This window comes from Acidobacteriota bacterium, assembly GCA_022562055.1.
Taxonomy (GTDB): Bacteria; Actinomycetota; Acidimicrobiia; order Spongiisociales; family UBA5794; genus BMS3BBIN02.
This window is the reverse complement of sequence record JADFQA010000005.1, coordinates 73,174-93,329: the sequence shown is the minus strand read 5'-3', so window position 1 is coordinate 93,329 and position 20,156 is coordinate 73,174. Positions and strand designations below refer to the sequence as shown.

The 20,156-nt window shown below is 59.3% G+C and carries 17 protein-coding genes; 8 read left to right on the top strand and 9 right to left on the bottom strand.

Annotated elements, in window-relative coordinates; genetic code table 11:
• Positions 1–102: 102 nt before the first annotated feature.
• Both IIC71_02845 and IIC71_02840 read left to right on the top strand, forming a co-directional pair.
• Complete coding sequence (locus IIC71_02845) at positions 103–711, top strand: hypothetical protein (protein MCH7668129.1); 609 nt, start codon at positions 103–105, stop codon at positions 709–711.
• A gap of 112 nt (positions 712–823) precedes the next feature.
• Positions 824–1,798 carry an IS481 family transposase gene (locus IIC71_02840; GenBank protein ID MCH7668128.1) on the top strand — a complete coding sequence of 325 codons (975 nt, stop codon included), beginning with the start codon at positions 824–826 and terminating at the stop codon, positions 1,796–1,798.
• A gap of 13 nt (positions 1,799–1,811) precedes the next feature.
• Here the strand turns inward: IIC71_02840 and IIC71_02835 are convergent, their stop codons facing one another.
• The 6 genes from IIC71_02835 to IIC71_02810 all read right to left on the bottom strand — a co-directional run bounded on the left by IIC71_02835 (position 1,812) and on the right by IIC71_02810 (position 8,610).
• Positions 1,812–2,423: a TlpA family protein disulfide reductase gene (locus IIC71_02835; GenBank protein MCH7668127.1), complete on the bottom strand. Its 612-nt coding sequence runs from the start codon at positions 2,421–2,423 to the stop codon at positions 1,812–1,814.
• 13 nt (positions 2,424–2,436) lie between these two features.
• Entirely contained in the window at positions 2,437–3,378 is a 942-nt protein-coding gene (locus tag IIC71_02830) for a cytochrome c biogenesis protein CcdA (GenBank protein MCH7668126.1), read from the bottom strand.
• A gap of 97 nt (positions 3,379–3,475) precedes the next feature.
• Entirely contained in the window at positions 3,476–4,705 is a 1,230-nt protein-coding gene (locus tag IIC71_02825; GenBank protein ID MCH7668125.1) for a DUF3179 domain-containing protein, read from the bottom strand.
• Positions 4,706–4,899: 194 nt separating this feature from the next.
• Entirely contained in the window at positions 4,900–6,243 is a 1,344-nt protein-coding gene (locus tag IIC71_02820) for a DUF4147 domain-containing protein (protein ID MCH7668124.1), read from the bottom strand.
• An 11-nt stretch (positions 6,244–6,254) separates the two neighbouring features.
• Positions 6,255–7,448 carry an aminotransferase class I/II-fold pyridoxal phosphate-dependent enzyme gene (locus tag IIC71_02815; protein MCH7668123.1) on the bottom strand — a complete coding sequence of 398 codons (1,194 nt, stop codon included), beginning with the start codon at positions 7,446–7,448 and terminating at the stop codon, positions 6,255–6,257.
• A gap of 31 nt (positions 7,449–7,479) precedes the next feature.
• Positions 7,480–8,610: a D-glycerate dehydrogenase gene (locus tag IIC71_02810; GenBank protein ID MCH7668122.1), complete on the bottom strand. Its 1,131-nt coding sequence runs from the start codon at positions 8,608–8,610 to the stop codon at positions 7,480–7,482.
• A 106-nt stretch (positions 8,611–8,716) separates the two neighbouring features.
• Here IIC71_02810 and IIC71_02805 point away from each other — a divergent pair, with 106 nt between their 5' ends.
• Both IIC71_02805 and IIC71_02800 read left to right on the top strand, forming a co-directional pair.
• Entirely contained in the window at positions 8,717–9,616 is a 900-nt protein-coding gene (locus tag IIC71_02805) for a phosphotransferase (protein MCH7668121.1), read from the top strand.
• The gene (locus tag IIC71_02800) at positions 9,613–12,054 is read left to right on the top strand and encodes an FAD-dependent oxidoreductase (GenBank protein MCH7668120.1); all 2,442 of its coding nucleotides are present in this window, start codon (positions 9,613–9,615) and stop codon (positions 12,052–12,054) included. The genes IIC71_02805 and IIC71_02800 overlap by 4 nt, the downstream gene beginning before the upstream one ends.
• Positions 12,055–12,165: 111 nt before the next feature.
• Here the strand turns inward: IIC71_02800 and IIC71_02795 are convergent, their stop codons facing one another.
• Positions 12,166–12,828 carry a hypothetical protein gene (locus IIC71_02795; protein MCH7668119.1) on the bottom strand — a complete coding sequence of 221 codons (663 nt, stop codon included), beginning with the start codon at positions 12,826–12,828 and terminating at the stop codon, positions 12,166–12,168.
• 240 nt (positions 12,829–13,068) lie between these two features.
• On the opposite strand from IIC71_02795, the gene IIC71_02790 reads away from it, so the two are divergent.
• Both IIC71_02790 and IIC71_02785 read left to right on the top strand, forming a co-directional pair.
• Positions 13,069–13,581 (top strand): hypothetical protein, encoded by a 513-nt coding sequence (locus IIC71_02790; protein MCH7668118.1) that lies wholly within the window; start codon positions 13,069–13,071, stop codon positions 13,579–13,581.
• Entirely contained in the window at positions 13,559–16,177 is a 2,619-nt protein-coding gene (locus tag IIC71_02785) for a hypothetical protein (protein ID MCH7668117.1), read from the top strand. Before IIC71_02790 ends, IIC71_02785 begins: the two co-directional genes overlap by 23 nt.
• Positions 16,178–17,148: 971 nt before the next feature.
• On the opposite strand, the gene IIC71_02780 is transcribed toward IIC71_02785, so the two are convergent.
• The gene (locus IIC71_02780) at positions 17,149–17,478 is read right to left on the bottom strand and encodes a hypothetical protein (GenBank protein MCH7668116.1); all 330 of its coding nucleotides are present in this window, start codon (positions 17,476–17,478) and stop codon (positions 17,149–17,151) included.
• Between the two features lie 226 nt (positions 17,479–17,704).
• Here IIC71_02780 and IIC71_02775 point away from each other — a divergent pair, with 226 nt between their 5' ends.
• On the top strand, positions 17,705–18,412 hold the full coding sequence (locus IIC71_02775; GenBank protein ID MCH7668115.1) for a hypothetical protein: 708 nt from the start codon (positions 17,705–17,707) through the stop codon (positions 18,410–18,412).
• Positions 18,409–19,398, top strand: coding sequence for a cache domain-containing protein (locus IIC71_02770; GenBank protein ID MCH7668114.1), 990 nt, complete (start codon positions 18,409–18,411; stop codon positions 19,396–19,398). Before IIC71_02775 ends, IIC71_02770 begins: the two co-directional genes overlap by 4 nt.
• A gap of 158 nt (positions 19,399–19,556) precedes the next feature.
• Here the strand turns inward: IIC71_02770 and IIC71_02765 are convergent, their stop codons facing one another.
• On the bottom strand, positions 19,557–20,051 hold the full coding sequence (locus IIC71_02765) for a hypothetical protein (protein ID MCH7668113.1): 495 nt from the start codon (positions 20,049–20,051) through the stop codon (positions 19,557–19,559).
• Positions 20,052–20,156 lie beyond the last annotated feature (105 nt).

Genomic DNA, 20,156 nt, shown 5'->3' with positions numbered 1-20,156 from the left:
CATATGGGGGAGGATTCGTCACCAAATAGGTGACTATGGCTGTGCCACATCCCGAGAGACAATCGTGTCGTACATGAAACCCATTCGACAAAGGAATCAATCATGTGGAACCGACTCTCAGGAATGCGCTTCTTACTGTTCGCACTTCTCCTCGGTGCGACGGCTTGCTCGACCGCAGCTACGGAACTTCCTGTGGCGCCTGTCGACGGGCCGGTAGCAACAACGGAGGCCCCGCAAGCTACATCGGAGGCCCCGCAAGCTACATCTTTGGGTGACGATTCGGTGCGTGTCATCGAAATCGAACTCACCGAGTTCGCGATCGCTGGTAGTTCCTTCACGTTCACACCCGGCGAAACCGTCGAGTTTGTAGTTACCAACTCCGGAGTCGTGGAACACGAATTCAGACTATCCAACGCGGACCGTGTTGAGGAACACCTTGCCGGAGGTCACGAAGACCACGACGACTCCGCCATAGAGGAAGACCACGACGACGCTGCTATGGAGGACATGGACAAGGACGAATCGGACCACGATGACGGAGACGCCCACGATGAAGAAGCGGAAGACGCCGTACTCCTACTCGCCGCCGGCGAGACTGGAACTATGGAGTTCACCTTCCCAGACAACGCTGAAGACTATACGGCAGCTGTGTGCCTGATCCCTGGACACTACGAGGCCGGCATGGCAACCGATCTCAGCTTCGAGAGTTGACCGCCCTCCTAAACCGCTAGATGTACTCGGCCGGGACGTCGGTGACAGTTCTTGATTAAGTGAAGACCTCCAGTGGAGTGGTGATTGCTGTCACACCCCACTGGAGGTCTTCATGGCACACCGTAATGCCCGGCTCACGGTTTATGGGCGTAGATTGTTGGTTCAACGGGTCCGTTTCGCGGGGATGCCTGTCGCCCACGTCGCTAAAGCTATGGGAGTATCACGCCACTGCGCCCACCGTTGGGTTGCCCGCTTCGATTCTCAAGGCGAAGCCGGTCTGGAGGATCGGTCGTCGCAGCCGCGTTGTTCACCGACACGTACCAGTCCCGATATTGAACGTTTGGTGGTCGCCGCACGGCTCAAGCTGAGAGTCGGACCGGATCGTCTTGCTGACGAGCTAGGAAACCCTGCAAGGACTATCAGCCGGATTCTGAGACGTCATAATGTGCCGTATCTCGATGAGTGTGATCCGCTTACCGGTGAGGTGATTCATGCCTCCAAAGTCACCGCGGTCCGCTATGAACGCGACCGTCCTGGTGAGCTGATCCATATGGATGTCAAGAAACTCGGGCGGATCCCTCCCGGTGGCGGTTGCAAAGCGTGGGGGCGCCAGATGGGATCCACAGCTTTGAAGAGGAACACCCGTGTTGGATACCACTATGTGCACTCAGCAGTCGATGACTACAGCCGCCTCGCCTGCTCAGAGATCCTCAACAATGAGAAAGGTGACACCGCAGCCGGGTTCCTGACAAGAGCCGCCGAGTTCTTCAAATCGTGTGGCATCCCCCGGATCGAGTCTGTAATGACTGATAACCACTGGTCCTACACACGTAGCAAAGCCGTCAAGGACGCCCTTGCAGCATTAGGAGCAACCCACATAACCATCCGGCCCCACTGCCCATGGCAGAACGGGAAAGTTGAACGCTTCAACCGGACGCAGCAAACCAAGTGGGCCTACAGGCAAGTCTTCACCAGCAATAGCGAACGAGCCGAAGCTCTGCAACCATGGCTTGACTACTACAACTACCAACGCAACCACAGCTCCCTCGCACGGCGCCCACCAATCAGCCGAGTGTCACCAACCTAATGGCCGAGTACAGCTAGACGCCGATCGAGAAGTGTTCTGCGATCTTTGCGGTCAGCCGATCCTCGGACATTTGCCCTGTCACGACCTCGCGGACAATGCCATTGGCATCGATAAACACCGTCGTCGGCATCGCAATGCCCCCGAATGCGGCGTACACGACGCCCTGGGGGTCGCGAGTCACCCGGTAGGTGATACCGGTTTCGATCCTCAGGTCGTCCGCAAGTCCGGCGTCGTCTTGGAGGTTGACACCGATGAACTCGACACGGTCACCCGCTGCTTGGCTGACCCTTTCAAAGTCGGGCATTTCCGCAATACAGAAGGGACACCAGGAAGACCAAAAGTTCAACACTACGGGGGTGCCAACGAACTGCGCAAGAGTCACGTCCACACCTTCAAAGTCAACCATTTCGATAGCCGGAGCAGGCTGACCCACCGAGGCGCGTCCAACCGCGACCGCGGACTGCTTTGGTGGCTCGACGGTCGAAAAGAAGACGACAGCGAGTGCAATGACGGCCAGTGTTATACCGCCCCATTTCAGCCGCTGATTGCGGGTGCGACGTTTCGCGTCCCCAACCCTGCGCTCCTGGCGTCTCGCGCCAGCTTGCTTGTCTTGATACCGTGCCACGGTGGTCTCCTAGTTAGACGTCGACAGATTCTTCAATCGCTGCGGACTCATGGTCGTCCCCACGACTCTGAGCGCCAATGATTTCCGCCCCATGACCGTCAGCCGCAACTGCGGGCTTGGTGCGATTCCAGAGCATGGCTAGCAGGATCGCGGCGAGCGCAGCCCCAGCAAAGTACATGAACGTGCGGCCAGATCCGGCAGCGAAACGCTCGATTGCGGAGGTGAAATCTCCTACGAAACCGACGATGGGGTCATCAGCCAATGTCGCCACCGAGCCAAACTTAACGCGAACCCAGTAGTACGTGAGATAGACGCCCGCAGCCGTCAACATGCTACCGGTGATGCGGTGCATGTACGGCATTGACTTGCGAACCATGCGCACAAGGCCATCGCGCACTAGCGCAGCGCCGGTTGAGAACAAGATGAGCATGATCGCCATCCCTAACCCGTACGCACCGAGCACGGCGAGTGCAGACCCGGGACCGCGGGTCGCAAGCGACGCACCGACCACGGCGAGAAATACCGGCAAGGTGCATCCGAGAGACGCTATGCCATACCCGATCCCAAAGATAAACATCGTCTTCGGCTGACGTTCTTGCCCCGGACGAACCGGGTTCGTGATCGTCATAGAAATCTTGCGACCGAGCATCGTTGCTATCCCTATGAACAGCAACGCCAATCCCAGAGCAATCCCTACCCAAGGGATAGCGCGCACAATCCGGGTCGCGCCGTAGGTGATGGGGATGCCAATGATCGCGAACACCAACAGGAACCCGCCAGAAACGAATAAACCGGTAAGCAGGCCTTGCGCCGTTCGTGTTGATGCGTTCGGAAGTTGATCCTCATCGGCCCCTACATAGAACGACAGGTACGCCGGTAGCATTGCGAAACCACACGGATTGACAGTTGACAGTCCGCCTGCGGCTAACGCGAGCCCTAATGGTCCAAAATCCATTTTCTTGCCTTTCCTTGGTGAGATGCCTCTGCCCGTTGGGGCACGACCGTTGACAGGCGGATCGCAAGGCAGCTGAGTTCAAGAGGGTCGTGCGATATCACGATGCCTCGAAAAATTCAGTATCTGGGCGGAACGTCGACCATGAAAACCAGAAGGTTCTAACAAAAGTGACTGGCTCAAGCTTGGACCCCACAAGGGAACCGTCAACCGCCTCGCCGAAGACGTCCCACGTCGATGATGTCTGGTCGTCAACAAAGGTATCGCCCACCGCCACAAATGTGAGGGCCTCCCCGTCGACGACCGGAGAGAACACGCCAACCGTGCCGACGTCGCGTCCACTCGCGATGTCCCTAGTGTCGAGAGCCGATGCCTCGCCTGCCTTCCAGAAGATCGTAAGCGCGTCGCCGTCGATCTCGCCCACAGTCACGTTTGCCTCAGCATCGCTGCTGAGAGCATCCAGGGCCCACGCAATGGCCTGGGTCGAGCCTTCGATTGCAACAATGCGCTGCATAGCTTTCGCCCGGACATCAACTTCGCCGTTGAACAAGAAGGGCTGACCGTTGGGGTCGTCAAGACCCGTGTACGGGTTCGTCCCGTAGCTGCGACTCGCCCCGGTACGTTCCCGGTCGAGCACCTTGGCGTCGGGTCGTGATGCTTTGAAGTCCCCCCACGAAACGGTCGCCGAAGGGACCTGCTTGAGGACTTCGCCCGTGAGAAGGCCAACCACAGCGCGACCGTCGATCTGGTTCCACAGAGTCTCGGTAGCCCTGTCGTACATCACCAGGTTTGCAATGTATAGATTACCTGAGGTACCAAATGTTGTTTCCACACCGCGGATCGTCCGCTCGAACGTGACCGCCGAGTTGCACAAGGGGCAGTACGAAACTGTGACGGGGATCCCACCGACCGTGTCGTTGACTATCTCGTGCCACATCATGATTTGGATCGGATAGGCTCGAACGTCGCCGTCGATGTCAACTACGAGTACCGGTTCAGGGTCGTTCAAGTAGACATCGGCTTCGGACACCGAAACGAACTGCGGGTTGTCAATTGGCGGAATTCCGTCTGGGGGCGGCCCGCCCGAACGGATCTCAGAGGGGTCGATCAGTGGTGGTGGAAAGGATTCGTTGAACCGGTTGTCGAGCGCCGATGGACCCTCTGGAAGTACGCCCTGAATCGGAGCGGCTGTCGCTACCGTGGTCTCGGGTGCCCCGCCGGTTGGGGACGTGGTTGCGGGGCTATCGCTGCTGCCGGACGCCGACCCGCAGGCGGCTGCCACAAGGACCAAGGCACCCACAGCACCCTTGAACTTCGTTTGGCTAAACACAACCTGCCTCCGCAATGTTACTTGTCCACCGCCTGAAGGGCGGTGGACGTCTTCACACAACAGAACGAGACATAGCGCGCCCGTATTCCACAATGCCAAACTGTTCACACCTTTATAACATCTCGATTCGGCCGCCGGCGCCTTGTGCCTCAACCCGACGATCACCCAATCTTGGGGTGCTCGCCGAGGTTTCGCTACAGGCCAGCCCCAGTGCGATACACGATGATCAGATCGCCAACATTGGTGCCGGTCGGTCCGCAGTTGACGGTGTCGCGAATAACGTGCAAGAAGGTATGCGAGTCGTTGCGGGTCAAGTGGTCGGCGGCGTCCAGACCGGCGTCTCTCCCCCTCGCAACCGTAGAACCATCCCCGAAGGCACCCGCCGACGGTGTCATTCCGTCGATTCCATCTGTGCCAAGCGCCAGAATCACGAGACCTTCTGAACCGTCGAGCTCGATGGCCGCCGCAAGCGCCAGTTCTTGGTTCCGCCCTCCAACGCCGCTCCCCCGCACAGTCACCGTCGTCTCACCCGCGTACACAGACATCTCCCCAGGCCTCAGCGTCGCAGCGTCTTTCACGATCTGGCGGCCAACGTCACTTGCTTCCCCTTCGAGGTTCGACGTAACCACGCTCGCCACGTAGCCGGCCTGTGTTGCGGCATCGACGGCGGCGTCTGCTGCGATCGAAGCGTCAGCGACAATTTCGATGACGTGGGTTTCGAACAGGATGCCAGTGGTTGGATTCTGAGCGATTTCATCTCGGGCCCCGGCATCCAGGTGCCTGAGCACGGCTTCGGGCATGTCAGAACGGATGTCGTAAAGATCGAGAACTTTCAAAGCATCGGCAAACGACGTCCGGTCGGCCACCATGGGGCCCGATGCGATCGCATCCAGGGGGTTCCCAACAACGTCAGAAAGAACCAACGTCACGATCGCACCTGCCCCGACAATGGCTTTCGCAAGTCTGCCCCCCTTCACTGCTGAAAGATGTTTGCGCACCGTGTTAACTTCAGCGATCGGAGCACCACAACGCAGCAAGGCCGCATTGGTGGCGCTGATGTCTTGCAGCCTGAGTCCTGCCGCCGGGACTGTCAACAACGCAGACCCGCCTCCAGAAATCAGGACGATCACAAGGTCCTTCGCACCAACCGACCCTGCGTACTCGAGTAGGCGGCGACCGGCGGTCACGCCCTTCGCGTCGGGTATCGGATGGGCAGCCGCGAGAACCTCGAACGGCGGAACCGTTCCAATCTCGTTGCTGATCAGGATTCCCGACATTGGTAAGTCGCCGAGTTGGGCAACAACACCGCGGCCCATGCCGAGCGCAGCCTTGCCGAATCCAAGGACCACACAGCGATCGATGCCAGCCATGCTGACGCTGTGAGTGCCCACACGCAGTCCAGATTCGCTCAGCGAAAGAACCCGCTGGACTGATGTCTCCGGGTCAACAGCGTCGAGAGCACGGCCTGCGATCCCGAGAAGAGTCTCGCGGTAGGTCCGGTCATGGTCGAGAACGTCGGGGCTGAATCGCTTCACCATCGGCTGGCTCGCTAACCCTCACACCAAGCCTTGAACAATTCGAGACCCTCTTGGATCTCGGCAACATCGATCCCTGAGTATGCGAAACGAATGTAGCGGTCGGTTTCGCCGGGTTGCGGGCGCCCGAAATGAATCCTCGAGCAGAACGAGACACCCGTGGCGTGAAGCGCTGCCCGCCTGAACACGTCGTAGTCGTCCATGTTCTTGTTGTCCATCAACTCGGTGACGTTCGGCCAGAGGTAAAACGTCGCGTTGGGACGAAAGCAATGGATCCCTTCGATTCCGTTGAGCGCGTCGACTGCGGTATCGCGTCGCGCCTGCAAGGTTTCGAGGATTGCAAGCACCTCAGCCTGGTCGCCCGCCAATCCGGCCAGAGCGCCATATTGGATGAAGTGGTTTGGGCATGACTCGTCATTCACGTTGAGTTTTGCGATGACCTCCATGATGCGGTCCGGCCCGATTGCTGCACCGAGACGCCACCCGGTCATCGCGAACTTCTTCGAGAACGTGTAGAGGATCACGCATCGGTCGAGCATCCCGGGCTGGGACACAAACGAAATGCTGGCGCCCTCGTACCGCATGTCGAAGTACGCCTCGTCGACAAGCACATAAAGGTCGTGTTTGAGGACGAGTTCCGCCAGACGTACATGTTCTGCCAGCGAGGCCTCGGCCCCTATAGGGTTCTGCAGATCGTTGAGGATCAGCAGCCGAGTTTTGTCGGTGATGCTCTGCTCAATAGCGTCGAAGTCAAGTTCGAACCCGTCCGCTCCTTCGATGTACGCGTAGGGCACGGCGACCCCGCCGTGGAACTCGATCTGTGATTCGTAGATCGGGTACCCGGGGTTCGGGTACAGCACCTCGTCGCCGGGGTTCATCAAAGTCATGATGAACTTCCCGATAACTGGCTTTCCCCCAGGTTGCAACACCACGTTTTCGCCGGTGTATGAGACACCGTGTGAAGCAGACAAATCCTCAGCCAACGCTTCACGCAACTGCGGGATTCCGGCACTGGGGTTGTATCCGGTCTTGCCGTCCTGGATCGCACGGAACGCACCGTCGACCACCGTTGACGGCGTGGCAAGGTTGAGATCTCCCAAATGGAACGGGTATACCGTGTTGCCCTGGGCGGCAAAGGCACCGGCTTCGGCGGAGACCGCAAAGGCAGTCTCGGTCCCCAGTTGCGAAATGCGGTCCGCTATGCGCATGTTGTTGCTCCTTCGTTTTTAAGCATGCTGTTCACTTCAGCCCGAGGGCTTCGGCATTGACGATGCTCGGAGCTGCTGCAGGCACGTCGCCACTGAGGAAAGGCAAGACACCGTCACCATCCCACAGTGGCTGCCCCTGGAGGATCGCCGCCACGTTCGCCGCAGCCAACGTGGCCATCCCTTGGCGCGTCCACACGGTTGCCGAGGCTATATGGGGCACAATGACGACATTGTCGAGTTCCGCAAGGCCCGGTTTCATTGCCGGCTCGTCCTCGAACACGTCGAGACCAACCTTGAAGTCTGGGTTAGCACGGCAATGCTCAACGAGTGCGGTCTCGTCGATCACGGGTCCGCGACTCGAGTTCACCAGGATCGCGTCGGGCTTCATTAGGGCCAGGCGTTGTGCGTTTACAAGATGCCGGGTGCTGTCGTCGAGGACCGTGTGGAGACTGAGCACGTCGGCTTCCCTGAAAACATCCTCGACCGTGCCGAGACGCCGACACATCACGGGCGCCTCCCCGTGTGCAACAAGCAGCGCCGAATAGTCGGCTACGTAGCGCTCCAGTGCTTCGTTTCGGTAATTGTCGAAGTACACAAGGTTCATCTTGAAGCCCTCGACCATCATCCGGCCGTACGCCCCGCCGATTCGTCCCGCACCGACTACCCCTACCGTCCCTCCGAAAAAACGCTGCCCGATGTACATCGTCGGCAACCAACCTTCGTACTTCCCAGCCCGCATGAAGCTGTCGGCCTCGACGATGCGGCGGCCGGCAGAGAACGTGAGGGCGACCGCCATCTCGGCCGTGGTCTCTGTCAGCACACCAGGTGTGTTTCCAACGGGAATCCCGTGTTCGGTAGCGCCTTGCACGTCGACGTTGTCGTACCCGACCGCATAGTTGCTGTACACCCGGCCCCCGGCGTCTTTCAGAACCCCAAACAGCTCCGCAGTCCAGGGTTCGGTGAGCTGACCGATGGCACCATCACAGTTTGGACCGATACGTTGTGAAATCTCATCGAACGTGAGCACCTGCGTGGACTGACAAACTTCCACTCGACAATCAGCAGCCTCAAGGATGTTCATCCAACGATCCCCGGGAAGTTGCTTGGTGACGATGACTCGGAGGTTGCCATCCGGGTTGTGCACCCTCCATTCGTCCGCCATCTCGTCCGCCTCTCATACCAAGCACCGTGCGTCGTAAACCTAACAGACGGACCTCTCGATTTCGGCACCGTATTCGTCGCCGCGCAATGCGTAGAGTGTGGCGATGATGCTCAACACGGATGCTGAGAGACTGGCGGCACAGCTTGAGTGCTGGTCAGGGCCTGTCACCCCGGAGCCGGTTGCCGGAGGTCTCACGAACACCAACTTTGTAGTGACCGACCGAGGTGAACGCTTCTTCGTACGAATCGGTGAGGACCTGCCCGTGCACGGCATTCTGCGGTCCAACGAAGCGGCTATTGCTCGCGCAGCAGGTGCCGCAGGAGTCTCACCCCCAGTCGTCCACAACCAGCAGGGTGCGCTGGTGATCCGGTTCATCGACGGGCACACTCTGACGCCCGAGGACGTGCGGTCACCAGAAATGCTCGAACGCATCGTGCCGCTCGTGCGCAGAACTCATGAGGAAATCCCCAAGCACCTCCGAGGCCCAATCCTGATGTTCTGGGTGTTTCATGTGATCCGCGACTATGTTTCCTCACTCGCCGAGGCTCGTGGCGAGGGTCGTGAATCGCTTCCCGGGCTATTGGCCAACGCTGAGATCCTTGAAGACGCGGTAGGGCAGATCGATGTCGTTCTTGGGCACAACGATCTCCTCGCGGCGAACTTCATCGACGATGGAGATCGACTGTGGTTGATCGACTGGGACTACGCCGGTTTCAACAGCCCGCTGTTTGATCTCGGGGGCCTTGCGTCTAACAGTCAACTGTCGCCAGACCAGGAGACCTGGCTCTTGGAGACCTACTTTGGCACCGAGGTCAGGCCAAGTGTGCGGCGACAGTTCCACGCTATGAAGTGCGCTTCGCTTCTGCGCGAGACCCTGTGGTCCATGATGTCGGCGATCCACTCGACCGTCGATATGGACTTCGACGCGTACACACAGGAGAACCTCGCCCGGTTTGAACTGGAGTACGAAAACTTCATGGGTTCGCCCGAAACGGACGTGACGTGAACCTCCCCACGTCAGCGCGGGCCGTCATCATCGGTGGGGGCATCGTCGGATGCTCAACCGCGTACCACCTTGCGAAGATTGGGATAAAGGACGTCGTTGTGATCGAGCGGTCGAAACTCACCAGCGGTTCGACCTATCACGCCGCCGGGCTAGTTGGCCAGCTCCGTAGCGATGCGAATGTGACACAGCTTCTCAAATATAGTGTCGACTTGTACGCCAGCCTCGAGGCCGAGACCGGTCTCGCCACCGGGTGGAAGCAAAACGGTGGACTGCGTCTGGCGTGCAACAAGGCCCGGATGATTGAGTTGCAGCGCCAGGCAACCACGGCGCATGCCTTTGGTCTCGACATGGAGATACTCACCGCGAAACAAGCACAGGACCTGTGGCCACTGATGGACATCACCGATGTGCTCGGCGCCGCGTTCCTGCCAACGGACGGCCAAGTGAACCCGTCCGACATCACCATGTCGCTCGCAAAGGGTGCCCGTAACACCGGCGTTCGGTTCATTGAGGACTGCTCCGTCACCGCGATATCAATACAACGCGGGCATGTAAAGGGCGTTATCACCACCCTTGGTGATATCGAAACAGACATCATCGTGAACTGTGCCGGTCAGTGGGCTGGAGAAATCGGCCGGATGGCCGGTGCCAACGTACCGTTGGTGTCTGTCGAGCACCAGTACATGATGACCGACACCATCACGGGCGTTGTCGGCAGTCTGCCAACGCTGCGGGACCCCGACCGGCTCATCTACTTCAAGGAGGAGGTCGGGGGGCTTGTCGTGGGCGGTTACGAGCCGAACCCGAAACCGTGGGCGAAACACGGTGTGCCGTCGGGGTTCAATTTCAAACTTCTCGCACCCGACTACGACCATTTCCAACAGCATATGGAGCAAGCTGCGGTCAGGGTGGCTGCGCTGGAGTCTGTCGGGATCAGAAAGCTCATCAACGGGCCGGAGTCGTTCACACCCGACGGCAACTTCATCCTTGGAGAAGCACCCGAGGTGGTGGGGTTTTTCGTCGGTGCGGGTTTCAACGCGTTCGGCATCGCCGCTGGAGGAGGCGCGGGCAAGGCCCTTGCGGAGTGGATCGTCGAAGGTGAGCCGCAGGCGGACCTTTGGGTTGTAGATATCCGGCGTTTCGGTAAGCCGCACCAGAGCGCCGAGTGGGTGCGATCACGCACGTTGGAACTGTACGCCAAGCACTACACGATTAGTTGGCCCCACGAAGAGCACGAATCGGCAAGACCACTGCGCAGATCGCCTCTGTACGGCGAACTCGAAGTCGCAGGTGCATGTTTCGGTGAGAAGCTGGGATGGGAACGACCGAACTGGTTTGGGGCACCAGGTGAAAACCCCCGCGACGAGTACTCATTCGGCAGACAGAACTGGTTCGCAGCCGTCGGCGAAGAGCACCGCGCCGTACGCGAGCGGGTCGCAGTGTTCGACCAATCCTCATTTGCCAAGTTCATGCTCGTCGGCAAGGACGCCGAACGGGCGTTATCGTGGATCTGCGCCAACCGCATCGACCGCCCAGTCGGCCGCCTCACCTACACGCAGATGCTCAACAGTCGGGGCGGCATCGAATGCGACCTGACCGTGACTCGTCTCGCCGAAGACCGGTTCTACATCGTCACCGGTACGGGCTTCGCCACCCACGACTTCTCGTGGATTGAACGCAACATCCCTAACGGCCTGCACGCTTCGCTGGTCGACGTGACATCAGCATTTTCTGTGCTGTCGGTAATGGGTCCGAACTCGCGCGACGTGTTAGCAGAGCTGACCGACGTTGACCTATCCAACGATGGATTTCCGTTCGCAACAGCTCAAAGAATCACCGTCGGTGGTATTCCGGTATTGGCACTTCGTGTCACATACGTTGGAGAACTTGGCTGGGAACTGCATGTCGCGACCGAGTTTGCGCTCACCCTGTACCAACGGTTGCTCTCCGCCGGAAGCGAATTTGGCATCGTCAACGCCGGCTACCGGGCAATTGAGAGCCTCCGTCTTGAGAAAGGCTACCGGGCTTGGGGCAGCGACATCGGCCCCGACTACACACCACTCGAAGCCGGGTTGGGGTGGGCGGTCAAACTGAAACACGACATCGACTTCCTTGGCAGAGAGGCGTTGTCAGCCCAGGCTGGCGAGCCGCTCCGGCGCCGTCTTGCAACATTCACCATAGAAGACCCAGACGTCGTACTTCTAGGGCGGGAATCGATCTACCGAAACGGTGAACCTGTTGGTTGGCTGTCCTCGGCGGGTTGGGGCTACACCGTTGACCAAAACATCGGCTACGGCTACGTCCGCAACAAAGTCGGTGTCAGCAGCGACTACCTATACAACGGCAACTACGAACTCGAAGTAGCCACCACAAGAGTCCCGTGCACAATCCACAAAACCGACCTCTACGACCCCCACATGAAACGAATCAAGGCATAGCCTGTCGGAGAGATTCCTGGGCCCGACGGGCTCCGCAGCACACCGGTTTGCGTGGCTACGCCCCTCGAACGCGTTGCTACATGATGGTCGCTAAGAAACGTTCACTTGGATTCATACCGCCAGCGGTGGACCGTTGAAAGTCTTGGGGGTGAGTACCAAACGCAGGTTGTACGTACTGACGACCATCGGAGCAAAGTCGGTTGCCCCGAAAACCGGATTCAGCGACGCCTGGTACAGCACCACGTTGCCCGGAATGAACCCGCCGAAGGTGAGGTCGATCAGAACAGGAAACCCGAACTGGGCGGTAAACATGTCGGTTTCAAGTGTCAGGTCGTAGTCGGCAAGGGTCATCCCTGCCGCCACTCCCTGGGCGTTGCGGAGGTCCACATGCCAGTCGTAGTTCCATGTGGCCCGGCCCAGGTCGTCGCTGGAACCAGTGGATGCTTCGTAAATCCCGATCTTGCCGTTCCCGTTGGGGGCTGCCGGGAGGGTCCCCAAGAAACGCTCCTGGGCGCGCAGCCCGATTTCGATGCCGTAACGTTCCGCAGTGGTGAACTCGCCGTTTATCTGGCCTGATCCCCGGATCGGGAAGATGCCGGCCGAAAGGTCGAGCAGCACGCCCGAATCCCACACCGACGCGTCGACACCAACCGACACTTTTCCAGGTCCACTGGCGTGCCGGCCGCGGTCGCAGTACCCACCGACGCCACCGCCAATGCGGCGGCGACCATCAAGATAGTTGCACGTCTCACGGTGCCTTCCTTTCGGGGCCACTATCAAGACCCAACACGACATCCAGATATGCCCAGATGCATCAAGACGAAGCGTAACCCCAAGCGCGGAATCTAACAACGACCGTGGTCGACCGGTTGTCGATCCCGCTCAGCGCGTCACGGTGGCTGGCGTATCGACGCCGTTCAGCTATCCGCGATTCGGATCAAGGCATGGGGTGCTCTTGGACGCTGAGAAACCCGGTAGCTAGGGTGCAAGCACGGCGCTACGCCAGGAGAAGCTATGACGGGCGTTATTCGACTCAATCGGAGGGTCCTTCTCTTGGCTGTGACCTTGGTAGCAGCACTCGGCTTCGTGTTCGCGGCGGGATCCGCGACGGCCTTCCCGGCGGATGAAGTCGAGTTTCGGATTGTTGGCTTCGGTGATAAGGATTGCACGAACGGGTCGGGTCGGCTCGTCGTGCGCTCCGCTGACCCGTTCCAGGTCGAAGTGTGCGTAGAAACAGAGGCGGACGGCCCTGTGTCAGACCTGGCTCTCACCGCAGTCGTCACGCACGCCGACGGTACGACCGAGGAGATTCCGATCACGACCGGTGCCGATGGATCTGTGATCTTCGAGGTCGTGCCGGTAGACGCCGGCCTCACGTCGGTCGAGATATGCGACGACGATGGTTGCGATCACGGATCTGTGGAACAAGAAGCGACCGACCCGCCACGACCACCGGCGATCGCCTCATATCTCGGCCCGACCAACGACATGGGGGCTTCCGAGCATGGGGGCTTCCGAGCCGATTGAAGATGGAATCGACGACTTCGAAGATCCGTCGACCTCGGACGCTGCCGAATCCGGTAGCGGCGAAGCGGCAATGGACATTGCTTCGTTCCGTTATCTGGGAACGGAGAACGGAGTAGCTCGTTTCGAGATCACCACTCGAGGAAACGCTTGCGAAATCTTCAGGGAACTTGTGCCACTCGCCCAACTCTCAATCGCCGTGACCACACCCGACGGCGGCCGCTATTTCATCGGGTACCGACTCTCAGACGGCACGGAGACCACGTTTGCGAGCTCTGAAGGCGCGATTCTCGACGGCGTAACGGTCTCTCTCGAAGAATGGGTTAACGAATCTACGGCAATCTTGGCCGTGACGGGTGTCGACGTTCCGGTCGGATCAACGCTGCTCGCAGGCACGTGGCTCATCCGAGACGATGCGAGCTCTGGGTTCCAGGACTTTGCTGAAGGGACCGCTACACCGGTAACAATCTCCGACGACGAGGAACCGGTTGCGTCGGAGCTAGAGGAACCGGTTGTGACAGAACAGGACCCAGAGGAGCAACAGGAGGCATCGACCGCGACACCATCGACAACCACGGACGATGACACCGGATCGTTTCCGATATGGATCCCCCTGGTGGTACTCGGAGCGGCCGTAGGTGGTTACTTCATCTACCGAAACACACAGACAAGAGTGACCACGACACAAACCACCGATGCGCGGGACATCACCGACGCCGATCTTGAGCAATACAGGGATGGAGATCTCAGTAGTTACACCGACGTATATGCGCCAGCCACCACTATGACGACGAGCTTCGATGAGGACTGGACTGCGCTGCTCGCAATTGAGGATGAAATCCAAAAGCGCTACATGGACGACCTCAAGTCGCTGCTCACCGAAGTAGTAGCTAAGTACAACGCCTTCCACACTGCGATAACGCTGTTCAAGGAAAAGTTCGTCAAGATCGCTTCTGGGTCGACCGGGTTGCAGGGTTACCTTCAGCGGTGGTTCGACGTCAGAAAGACAGCGCAGGAGCAGGACCTGGCATTCGGCATCATCACACTTGTCTGGGGAGCAGGTTCGCTCGGACTCAAGGGCGTCAGATGGCTGCGAGCGCCAAAAGCCGCTACGTCGGTAGAAACTGGGGCGGCACGTGTGCTCGGTTCGGCGGACGAACTCGCAACTGGCGAAACGGTCTTGGCGGAAGGGGCGACGGTAATTGACGGCGGCCGACGTGCCAAGGGACTCGACAAGGTCTACGACGCGTACGCCGCAGAGGTCGGCATCGACGGAGAAGCTTGGATCGAACGGTTTGCCGGAGACTTCCCGAGAGCACAGCAGGCGCTCATCGAGATCGTTGCACGTAGTCGCGGGTGGCACGGCATCACCGACGAGGCATCGAGTCTGCTCAACCGACTCTTGGTCAACGGAAGATCAGCAGTCGTCGGCGGGCCCGGGACGATCAACCCGGGTGACGTTGCAAAACTACGCGAATGGGTGAGCACGGGAGGGTTCTGGGATCGGCTCTTGACTGCCGGAGGGATGGTCGATGACGGCGCCGTACTGTTCTACAACGTCGACGACGTCAAGTTCCTCAAGGCCCTGCTCAGCTGCGAAGGCAATCTTTCCTCACTGAAGCCGCTGCTCGGCCCGGCGCAGGGCACCGCTCTCGGGGTCGCGGCAGAGGTTGCCGGGGAGATCCCCGGTTTTGCCGGCGTAGCTTCTGGAGCTGTGGGTACAGCGATCGACTCATTCGGAACGTCGGGCACCCTCGGGTCAATGCTCTGGGGACCCGGGCCGATCTCTGGTTTGGACTTGAGCGGATACACCGACCAATTCGGAGGATGGGCAAGTGCCGTCGACGAGGGATTCGGCAGTGCGATCTTGTCAGGGGTGTGGGGATTATTCACATCGCCTTTCGAGACCTTCGACGGCATCGTCATGACCGCCGGCGCGATAGACCGCTACACCGAGTTCCTCCAGAGCAACGGTGCGGATCTTGTCGAATTGAGCGGAGCACTGAACGATGCTCTCGGCGCACTCGATGGACTGCGAGGCGCCATCGAGCGGGCGGACCTCGGTAGCGCCAAGTCTTCTTTGGGCGGGACAAGCGCGCTCAAACTCGAGAATCTGATGAGTGATATGGACGACTTGCTCGATGGCGCTTCGGACGACTGGAAGGCGCGCAACGGCGACGCTGTCAAGGAACGCAAGGAGCACATTGCGCAGAAGATTGCCGACGTTGAGCGGATACTGGATGCCCTTCAGAGCCAGCTCGGCAGATTGGCACAGATGCACAGTTGGCTTGACGGGCTACGGACGAACCGCGATGGCAGTCTCCGTTCGGCGACAGCACTGTGGAATCCGGAGCTTCTGGTGCGACTCGGTTCCGTGGACCTGGCCCTCAAGGGAATCATCGGCTCGGCGTTGCTCGGTGGCAGTCAGCCCAATCCACCGTCCGCGCCGCCGGCCGAACAACCAAACGTTCCTGATCCGTTCGCGGATGACTACCAGCCGTTTGCAGAGTTCGACGCCGAATCCGAGCCTACCAGTGAAGAAATACAGGAAGAGCTGGACGAAGTTTTCGGCGACTGGGACCTTGGAAACGACGAGTGACCAAGCCGGAGCTGCATGGTCTTGCCAAGTACCGCACGCGCAATGTATCAACAGTCCGCTGATTTTTGCTCCGGGGGTGGGGCTCGAACCCACGACACACGGATTAACAGACGGCTCTTACGATCCTGATGACCAGGGGGAATCGCCGAAAACCGTGTGATAGCAATGATTTCGAGTATTCACTGCCTTTCAATACCTTGCACGAGTTTTCGATGAAACGCGTCCTGAGCGCGTCCTAAAAGCGGAGTCCTGAGGCTGCTCTCAGTATGAGGCCCCAGGTTTCCATGACCTCGCGCATCAATGAATCGCCGTTCGTGGGCCCAAGAAAATTCGGCTGAATCACCCAAGTCGCACTAGGATCGAGATGTTGATGCACCCGGAGTCGACGTCGGATCTGTCGCCTGCAGAGCACGGCCTCCCGAGCCGCCGGTGAACGTCCCGCGTCGAGGTCGAATCTTGATAGACCTGCCCTGCCTAGATCAGGTTATCCAGACCGCTGGCGCTCCAGGTTGCGCCCTCATGGAGATCAGAGTGTCCAGGCTGTTTCCCCGTGCCATCGTCCGTCGCGCGGTGGTTCAGAACAGTTCGCCCATCACCGAGCGTCCTGCCTTCAGCACGTCGATTGGGCACAGTACCGGTGGGTGTTTGAACTCGATCCCTTGTTGAGAAAGCGTGTGAAGGATTTCTATGTTCCCGAGGTCAGGCAGGGCCGTTAACCAGTTGCTGCAGCCTGATGGCTGGGAACTGTATCAGTCCTCACTGATTTCCGGGCGACCTGTGTAGCAAGCTCGTCGCTACTCGCCGCTACCGATAGCACCACAGCAATTCAGGGACGCCATCGCGGAAGCCATCGCCGAGTTGAAGGCCTACGAAATACCAGCGTTCTGTGAAGACGCCCTTGGCTTGGCCAATCAAGAAGCACATGGCGATGACCCAATGTCCGGCGAACGCATGGCGGTCTCACGCGCTCATCAAAGCGCTCTGCTGCCTCTCCTTGGGTGCATCCGAGGAAGTAGATGTGCTTGTGAGAATGTCCCTCTCATCTGGGGGCAGCTTCTCGACTGCAGGGCGTGCCTGCGTTCTCTGCGGTACACATCGATGGCTACCCGCCTGGCGATCGTGTCACCGACGGAAACGGTGATGTCATCCGGGCCGAAAGCGAAGTTCTCGATCGAAACCTCACTGTCGCCTCCGGAAGGTGCGCCAGTCGTCGTCGTTTCGTTGCTGGATGAGTTCGAGCAGGCCGCAAGGAGCAGTGCTCCAGCGGCGAGGCCGACAAGCAACATGGTTCGTCTGCTCATATGCACTCCAAACTGACGCGCGTTCCCTCACGAGAACCGCATGCGAAGGGGCATACGTTGGGAGCACCGATTCGGTTCTCACCGAGATGCATCGGCGAGCGACGGTCACGTGGATCGCTTCATCGTAGCCAACGATGCCTCACCTCGGTGATGGAGCGCGTCGTGACAGCACCGAGGCGCCCGTTCACGTATGATCGCTCCAAAGGCAGGACAGAAAGGGGAGGATTTGACTGAATACAGAGATATGGGGCGTGCGATCGCTCTCTCGGTCCTGGCCCTCGGCGCGATTTGGTTGGTTGCCGCCGTCGGCATTTCGCGCGGTATCGATGTCTTGGGTTTGTGGCAGACCGACAAGATACCTATTCTCGAATGTGGTCGTCAGCTGGCTCCGACACCTCAAGCCGTCCTCGTGCGAACGTCACTGCGCGCTGCTGTAGTCACCGATGATGCCTGGCAGGGACTCGGTGCCGAGGGAGCCGGCGTTCGTTCGCTGGTCGTCGAGGCTGCAGGGCTGCTGCGCGGGACAGGGGTGAGTATCACGCCCGTATCGGTCAAGAACTGGAATCCCCCACCCAAGGCTGAGTCGCCGCAAGAGATTCTCGACTCAGCAAAGGCATCGTTGCCGGTCGGCGATGCCGACATTGTGATCGTGCTCACAACACGATCCAAGACCAAAAGCGACGGCGCTGCAGACATTGGTGGACGGTATGTCGTCGTGAGACATCATCCGGGAGCGAGGGCCGAAGACATCGTCGTTCTCGCTCACGAACTCGGTCATCTCTTGGGAGCCCATCACGGCTGCGATGCTGTCGACGCAGGCGGAATCATGGAGGCGACTGGCTTCTCGAACGCAGAATTGTTGTGTCCCTGTACTCGCCGCGTCATCGAACGAAACGTTTCGCTTCTGCACCTTGACAAAGCGCCGTCACCATGACCGGCCGCCACGGTTCGGTGTTGGGCAAAGGAATACGACGCCCTGAGCTGATCGTTCTCGCAGTGACCGTGGCAGTGGCGACAACGTTGCCTATCGTCGCAGCCGTCTCGGCCCTTCGAGATGTGCGGTCCACAGCCGAATCGAGTCTGATGATGGTTTCGTCGATGGCAGCGATGCAGGCGGATCGCCTCCTCATCGAACAGTTCTTCGAGCTGGAGTTGCTCGCCGCGTCTGTGGGTGATGAGAGTGACATGGATGCGAATCCCCTGCTCAGGTCCTTGCGTACGGTGTACGGCCGGTTGGCCACGTTGAGCAGCGGCGTTGTGTGGTTCGGCGAGAATGGCGACGTCGTCTTCGCAGAACCTGAGAGCTCGACACACCTCGGTGCAAACGCTGATCGGATCAGGAGTGGAGTTGCTGCGGATGGTCGAAGTGTGTCGATGCCGTATCTTTCTCCAACGACAGGCCATGTCGAGGTTGCCCTCAGCGTGCCGGTGTATCGCAATGATGGCTCGAGGCAGGGGACTCTCGTCGGCTTGCTCGATCTCACAGAGCCGCTCGTGACGGATCTCGTCGAGCCCGCAAGGATTCTGGGTTCCACGGGTCATGCCGACCTCGTGGATGAGCGAGGCCTGGTCCTGGCCTCGACGAATCCGAGCCACGTGCTCAAGGTGGGAGATCATCCAGAACTCTACGACGCGGTTGCACGGGATCGCGTGCCGATCGTCGAGCGTGTCCCGCACGACGCGGATGCGTCGAGCCTCGATCAGTCGGCGTGGCATGTCATGGCGTATGCACCCCTGCGTATCGCTCCGTGGGGGATTGCCATGGGAGCGAGTGAAGCCGAGGTCTACGAGCCTGTGTCGCGGCTGCGAACTCGATTCATTGCCATCGGTGCTGCGAGCCTGGTGACCTTGCTCGCCGGTGGTGTCCTTGCGCTTGGTCTGGCCAGGAGAACCGATCGGTCTGACGACCATATCTACTGACCGACAGTGGCAGCGCCTTGACCTCTCACGAACGGCCACACTCTTGCTATTGCCCGGCCGGATGACACCATGAAGGCTCGGCTCCTCAGACGATTTCGCGACCGGTAGTCGTGGGTTCCACGCGACCGCGGAATCATCTGAGGTTCGCCAGGCTGATCTCAGCCGGTAGAGAAGATATCGGCGGTCATGGTTGGACCATGCGTCGTGCAGATCAGTTTGTAATGGCCGGTTTGGTTGGCGACGAAACTGACCTCGTATTCCCGTCCTCTGTTCGCCGTGAACGCATCTACAACGGTGGATCCATCCGGAGCTTCGACGTAGATCAGATGTTCATCGCCGTTCACCCCGAACATGCGAAGCGTCACGTTGTCTCCCTTGGCAACGGTCATCGCACCGGGAGCGAACATGTAGGTGGCTACCTGCCATTTGTCAGCGTTGTCTGAGTCGTAGTCGCCCGGTGCCTTGTACCCGTATCCCTTCGATAGAGATTTCGGATCGGTATCGGGCGCCGGGATCCCGTCTGTTGCTCCCTTGACCTCAATCAGTTCTACATCGAATGTGACATCTCCAGGATCGGCTCCGGTAGCGCTGCTGCAAGCAGTGATTGCGAGTGCGCTGATCGCGACGATCGTGACCAGGTATTTCAATCTCATCATTCTTCCTTTCAGTTGGTGCGAGATGGGAGCGGCATATTGCTCCTGTCATCTGTGCTCATCGTATGGGTTGTTCCGGTTGGTCGGTAGGGGCGGGGGTCGCAG